Source organism: Mesorhizobium sp. M0698, from assembly GCF_040320455.1.
Taxonomy (GTDB): domain Bacteria; phylum Pseudomonadota; class Alphaproteobacteria; order Rhizobiales; family Rhizobiaceae; genus Mesorhizobium.
In genome coordinates this window covers 1-6056 of sequence record NZ_JAMYPQ010000061.1, presented here as the reverse complement: position 1 = coordinate 6056, position 6056 = coordinate 1, and the positions used below count along the sequence as shown (strand labels likewise).

Genomic DNA, 6056 nt, shown 5'->3' with positions numbered 1-6056 from the left:
TGGTTGGAATGGTGGCCGGCTTCATACCGGAATGGTGGCCGGTGTTTGATCGGAATGGCGGCCGGCTTCACGTCGGAATCCGCACCTGGACCAAGATCCGTGCACCAAGGCCGGTACCAGCCAGCTATCTGACTCATTTCTACAACGACGAGCACAGTGCGAGCTTGATCCAATACAGTTATTGAGCGGCTGAGATCTTCGACTTTGGACACGATCGTCTACGACGATGGTGGCACCTCGCCGCTTTCCCGCATAGCTTCTCATGTCGCTTTGTCGGGTCCGCGACACAGGCTGTTGAACCAATCTCTTGTTGGGCCTCAGGCTAAATAGCTGAATGCGATCACAAAATGCCGTTTCTGGCTCGATTGGCCAAATTGGCACGAGGTTTGCGACGTTGGTCTCGATGCTGCGGAAGCTGCCGACTAGGGCATTCATGTTGTGGCTGGTATCGCAATCAATCGAATGAAAGGAACATGTTAGGTCAGCGACGGATTTCTACGGGAAAGAGGGCATCTGCGGACCGGCAATAACTGGGCAACCTGCGCCTGACCGCGATCTCCGTCGTGACCGCGATCCCTTCTTAAAAGCCATTCTTCGACCTATCGCAGCACATCGATCAATCCCCGTCTCTGGGACTGAGACACTGCAGTCCCTCGTTGGCGCAGTGATCCATAGAAATAGGAAACCTGTAGATGAGAAAAGTCGTTGCCGCCAAACTTCATGGCATCACTGTAACCGACGCGGATCTGAACTACCACGGTTCAATAACTCTGGACCCAGATCATTGCGACGAGGCGGGTATTCTTCCGCTGGAATTCGTTGAAATCTGGAATAAGGCTTCCGGCGCGCGAATCAGCACGTATGTCATTTACGGTGAGAGGGGTTCTCGTTGCTGTGTGCTGAACGGAGCCGCTGCTCGCACCTGCCAAGTTGGAGATGAGATAATCGTTTGCTCCTCGGCATATATAGAGGAGCACCAGATCGTAGAGATCAAACCTCGAGTGCTGACGTTCAACCGGGACAATTCTGTCCGCGACCTTATGTTCTACGATGGTGGGATCAAGGATGATGGAACGATGACGTTCGCGGTTCGCGAGGGCTCTCCTGGCGGCAACGCCCTGAAAATCCCGAGTCGGGCCAATCGCTGATAGCTCATCGGGTGCACCCACCAGGCGGTGAAAGATACGAAGGGCAGAAGCGTCTCGTTAATCCAGCTGTTTGTTCGTGTTCCAAGCGCAACAACTACCTTCGATAGGCCCAGCACATCGAGGCCGCGCGCCCATGGCTGCAGGCCAAGCCGCAACACACTGTCCTCGACGGGAGACAAATCACAGTGGCTACATTCATCGAGATACGAGAACAGCCGGACGATTCGGATCGGAATGTCATCTTCGACGCTTTAGAAGTTTATAACTCAAGAATGACCGGCCCTTACAATCCAGAGTCTGTTGCAGTTCTCATCAAAGACTCCGGAAACGGCCGAACGGCAGGAGGCCTTTGGGCAAGGTGCTACTATGACTGGCTGTACATCGACTTAATATTTGTCCCGGAACAATTCCGCAATCGGAAAATCGGCACACAGCTAATAGAATCTGCAGAGAATTGGGCTCTTCGACGGGGATGTGTCGGAGTGTGGCTAGATACTTTCGAGTTTCAAGCGCCGGGATTCTACCAGTCTCTCGGATACGAGATCTTTGGTTACCTACCAAACTATCCTCGCGGATTCGGACGATATTTCCTTCGGAGGTATTTTCCGTGAGCGGTAGGGCCTAGAGGGTTGCTATGGCGAAAGTCAGGGACTAATCGTTCGCCTAGGGATCGGGTGACCTGTTTCGTAACATGCAGGTATCGAGGGTTGCGTAAGTTATCCTCGCACAGAGCCTCACACATAGAAGACGGACCATGGACGATAGCATCACGTATGTTGGTTTGGATGTTCACCAAGAGACGATCGCGGTGGCACTTGCCGATGCCGGTGGGCGCGACGGGAGTGCACGGATCATTTAGCGATCGTGGTGTAGGCGAGCTGCAATCTTAATAGCCGTTGCCGCAGCGATGCCCTTCAAGCACAATTCTTCCCGCCGCCATCGTATAGGAAAGATGAAATTCAAGGTGACGAACTGGCCCGGCGGGGGCTTAGCCAAGTGACGGAGTTTCGACCGGGATGACGTGAATAGTCTTTATTGTCGGACGATCGAACTATGTACCCGACTATTTCAAAGAGGGACAAAGGGTAAACAACATGCAATTAGAAATTGATGGTGGTTTCACGACGCCGGAATTCCAGGCCCGAGTCTCCCGCGCTCAGAAACTGATGGGCGAATATAAACTCGACGGGCTGCTGCTGTCGTCCATGGATAACATCCGATACATCGTCGGTATCGATTCCACCTTTTGGGAGAGCTACACACGTCCATGGTTCGTGCTCGTGCCCGCTGAAGGAGACCCGACGGCGATCATTCCTGAGATCGGCCACTCTATTATGGAAACGACCTGGGTGAAAGAATTACGGTCGTGGCCGTCGCCCCGCCCCGAAGACGAAGGTACCTCCCTTCTCGTGAATGCGATCTCCGAACTCCCACGACGTCACGGACGCGTCGGGGCCGAGCTGGGAATGGAACTAAGGCTGGGAATGCCCGTAGCTCAGCTGTTGGATGTCATCACCAAGCTGAAGGGCATCGAGATCGTCGACGGGGCAAATGTGATCTGGCAGCTGCGCATGATTAAGAGTCAGGCAGAGGTCGCACGGATCAAGAGAGCCATAGACATCACGGGGACTGTCTTCGAGGCCGTGCCAGACTTTGTTGAGGTCGGCGATACGGAGCGAACCATTCAACGGGAGTTTCGCGCACGTCTGAATTCCGGAGGCGCTGGTGCAATACCTGCAGTTATTTGCAGGTCCGACGTGGGAGGACCGTTCGAGATTACAGGCGGTCCTCGTGACCGTCCGATCGTCGATGGCGATCTACTGTTTATCGACACTGGCACGACATATGATGGCTATTACTGCGACTACGACCGGAATTACCGGGTTGGGAACGTGAGCGATGCGCTGCTGCAAGCACACGAGCGTGTTTGGCAGGCTAATGAGATCGGCCTCGAGGCCGCGAGGCCAGGCGTCACGGCGGCGTCGGTGTTCGAGCAAATGGCAAATGTTCTTTCTTCAGGCGATAAGAACCTTAACAGCAACGGACGGATGGGACATGGGCTCGGGCTCCGCGTAACCGAACCGCCGTCGATCCGGCTAGGCGACCAGACCGTGCTCGTGCCTGGCATGGTGCTCTGCATTGAGCCAGGCCTTGAGTATGAGGCCGGCAAGATCGTCCTTCACGAGGAGACAGTCTTGATCACTGAAGATGGGGCGCAATTGCTTACAAAGCGCGCACCTCGGCAGCTCCCGCGAATCGACTGATACTAGTTGATCGATGGGCGGGAGGCTACATCCAGCGCGTCGCATAGCCAGGTGAGCGGATCAGAAATAGCTCCAGTGAACCGATTTCCCGCCGAATGGCTGCATGTTCCAGTGCTTCGCAAGAAAACGCTTTCCCTCGCGAAGAAGCTATGTTGATGGGGCGTTGGTGCACGGATCATTTAGCGATTGTCAATGCCGCTCGAATTTTCCCCAAAGTGCCGAAGTAAAATTCCCCAGTTTCGCCGCTCAGGCTGTCGCGGAGGGGTGTCCATTTTTCGGCGGCCGGCCGCGCGGTCGTGATGGTGCGTTGAGCGTCGGCGGCGTGATGGAGGCTTTTGATCGCAGGTGTTCGGGCATGAGCTCGGCGTGTTGTCGGAGCCGATAGCTCGATCCTTCGATCTGGACGACGACCGCATGATGAAGCAGGCGATCGAGAAGTGCGGTTGCGACGACAGGGTCGCCGAAGACCTCGCCCCATTCGGCAAAGCCGCGGTTTGAGGTTAGAATCATTGCGCCCTTCTCATAGCGGGCGTTGACGAGCTGGAAGAACAGATTGCCGCCACCGTGGATGACGGGCAGGTAGCCGATCTCGTCGACAACGAGCAGAGCAGGCCGGCAAAAGAAGCGGATGCGTTCCTGCAGGCGGCCTTCGCGTTCGGCCCTTGCCAGCGCGGCGATGAGTTCGGCGAGCGTGCAGAAATAGACGCTCTTTCCAGCCTTCACAGCCTCGACGGCAAGCGCAATGGCCAGATGGCTCTTGCCCGTGCCGGGCGGGCCGAGGAAGTGGACGACCTCGCAGCGGGCGACGAAGCCGAGTTGGGCGAGCGTGAAGATTCGATCGCGGTCGAGCGAGGGCTGGAAAGAGAAGTCGAAGCCGGCGAGCGTCTTGATCGTGGCCAGGCGTCCCATGCGCAGTGCCGTCTTGATCCGGCTGTTCTCGCGCAGGGTCAACTCTTCCGAGAGGAGGATGTCGATGGCTTCGAGGGCGGCGATCTCGCCCTGCTCGAGCCGGCGTACGACATGATCGAGCGCTTCGAGCGCACGCGGCATCTTCAGGCCGACGAGGTCGTGGCGGATTCGGTCGATCGTGGATGGCGTGGTATCGAGCGCGTTCGTCATGGACGCTGCTCCTTCGCGATCACCCGGGCGACGGCATCGTAGAAGGCCAACGGGCGCTGAGCGACCCTGTCGCCTGAGCCATGAAGGATGACCTCGTCGTTCCTCAGTCTTTGTCGGCGCTTGTGGATGTGGATGTTGCGATGACCCGGCTCGACATGACGCTGATGCCGGCCTTCGAGAATGGGATGGGCGGCAATCAGCGCGCCGTCCTCGAAGATGCGAACCTCTTCGGCCAGCGTGTGTACCTCGACGACACGGCGCCTGGTGGTGTCGGGCACGCTGTAGAAATTGCCACCGACGCTGACCATGCCCTCCCGGCTGATGCGTCGCTCGAGCTTCAGGACCGATCGGAACGGAGCCAAAGGCAGCGGCCGCAGCGCTGCCCGCTCCTCGGCGAAAGCTTCGTTGACGACACGCCTTGTGGTGGCGTGAACTCTCGGATTTGCGACCGTGTCCAGCCAGTGACGCAACTGCACGTTCAGGTCTTCGAGATTGCGAAAGGACCGGGCCAGGAAGAAGTCCTCGCGAATGTAACGGAATGGTCGCTCCACCTTGCCTTTCGTTTTGGCGCGGTAAGGCCGACACGCCTTGGGATGGAAACCATAGTGGCGGGCAAGATCGACGAGGGCACGGTTGTAGACGATGCCGCCGGTGTCGTCTTCGCCGATCACAGCCGTCTTCATACGGTCGTAAAGCACTTCGCGAGGAGCGCCGCCCAGCGCCTCGAAAGCCCCAGCATGGCAGCGCAAGACAGTCGGCAGATCCTGGTGGACGACGAAGCGTGCCCAGATAAGGCGACTGAAGCCAAGCACCATGGAGAATAGCCAGACGATTCTCGGCGTGGTCGGCTCATCGGTAAAGACGACATTGAACTGGGCGAAGTCGACCTGCGCCTGCTCGCCGGGCGGGGTCTCGAAGCGAACCTCGTATCCACGTTCCGCTGCGGCAGGACGGACGTCGCGCAGGAAGTCGGTGACGGCCGTGTAGCCGCCGCCATAGCCGAGGTCCTTCAGTTCCCGGAAAAGCCGGCTGCCGGTGAGTCCGGGATATCGCGTGACGCGTTCGCGAAGATAGGCCGTGAAGGGATCGATCACCGCCTGACGCGGCTTGCGCGGTCCGTAGGCCGGAGCCTCGAGCCCGCGCTCAATGTATTTGCGCACCGTCTTGCGGTCGATCCCGCTCTCCCTGGCGATCGCCGACACCGACAGGCCCTGCCGATGCAAATCCAGTATCATCATCATCTCCCCGATCTTGATCACCGAAATCCCTCTCCCGACCATCAGGAGAAGCATCAACGATTACGCGCCGCCGGTCTCCCGGAGCGCGCTCCGGAAGACCGGCGGCAGCGCTATACTGGGGAAGATTCAAACGGCACTTCTGGGGAGTATTGAGCCGGCATCAACAAGCGATCTTGGTGTAGGCGAGCTGCAGTCTCGATAGCGGTTGCCGCAGCGATGCCTTCAAGCACAATTCTTCCCGCCGCCATCGTATAGGAAAGATGAAATTCAAGGTGACGAACTGTGCG

5 protein-coding genes and 1 pseudogene are annotated in these 6056 nt (G+C 57.7%); 4 read left to right on the top strand and 2 right to left on the bottom strand.

The annotated features are described in order from the left end of the window. The 4 genes and pseudogenes from NKI16_RS33730 to NKI16_RS33715 form a co-directional block, all read left to right on the top strand. Positions 1–185 (top strand): annotated as a pseudogene (locus NKI16_RS33730) (hypothetical protein); the annotation flags it as partial. Positions 186–692: 507 nt separating this feature from the next. Further along, a complete protein-coding gene (gene panD / locus NKI16_RS33725; RefSeq protein ID WP_352924765.1) occupies positions 693–1148 on the top strand; it encodes an aspartate 1-decarboxylase in 456 nt (151 codons plus the stop codon). Positions 1149–1420: 272 nt separating this feature from the next. Beyond that, on the top strand, positions 1421–1759 hold the full coding sequence (locus NKI16_RS33720) for a GNAT family N-acetyltransferase (RefSeq protein ID WP_352924767.1): 339 nt from the start codon (positions 1421–1423) through the stop codon (positions 1757–1759). A gap of 483 nt (positions 1760–2242) precedes the next feature. Continuing rightward, positions 2243–3412, top strand: coding sequence for a M24 family metallopeptidase (locus tag NKI16_RS33715; protein ID WP_352924763.1), 1170 nt, complete (start codon positions 2243–2245; stop codon positions 3410–3412). 246 nt (positions 3413–3658) lie between these two features. Here the strand turns inward: NKI16_RS33715 and istB are convergent, their stop codons facing one another. Both istB and istA read right to left on the bottom strand, forming a co-directional pair. Beyond that, positions 3659–4531 (bottom strand): IS21-like element helper ATPase IstB, encoded by an 873-nt coding sequence (gene istB / locus NKI16_RS33710; protein ID WP_352924761.1) that lies wholly within the window; start codon positions 4529–4531, stop codon positions 3659–3661. After that, complete coding sequence (gene istA, locus NKI16_RS33705) at positions 4528–5790, bottom strand: IS21 family transposase (RefSeq protein WP_352924759.1); 1263 nt, start codon at positions 5788–5790, stop codon at positions 4528–4530. Before istA ends, istB begins: the two co-directional genes overlap by 4 nt. Between the last annotated feature and the right edge of the window lie 266 nt (positions 5791–6056).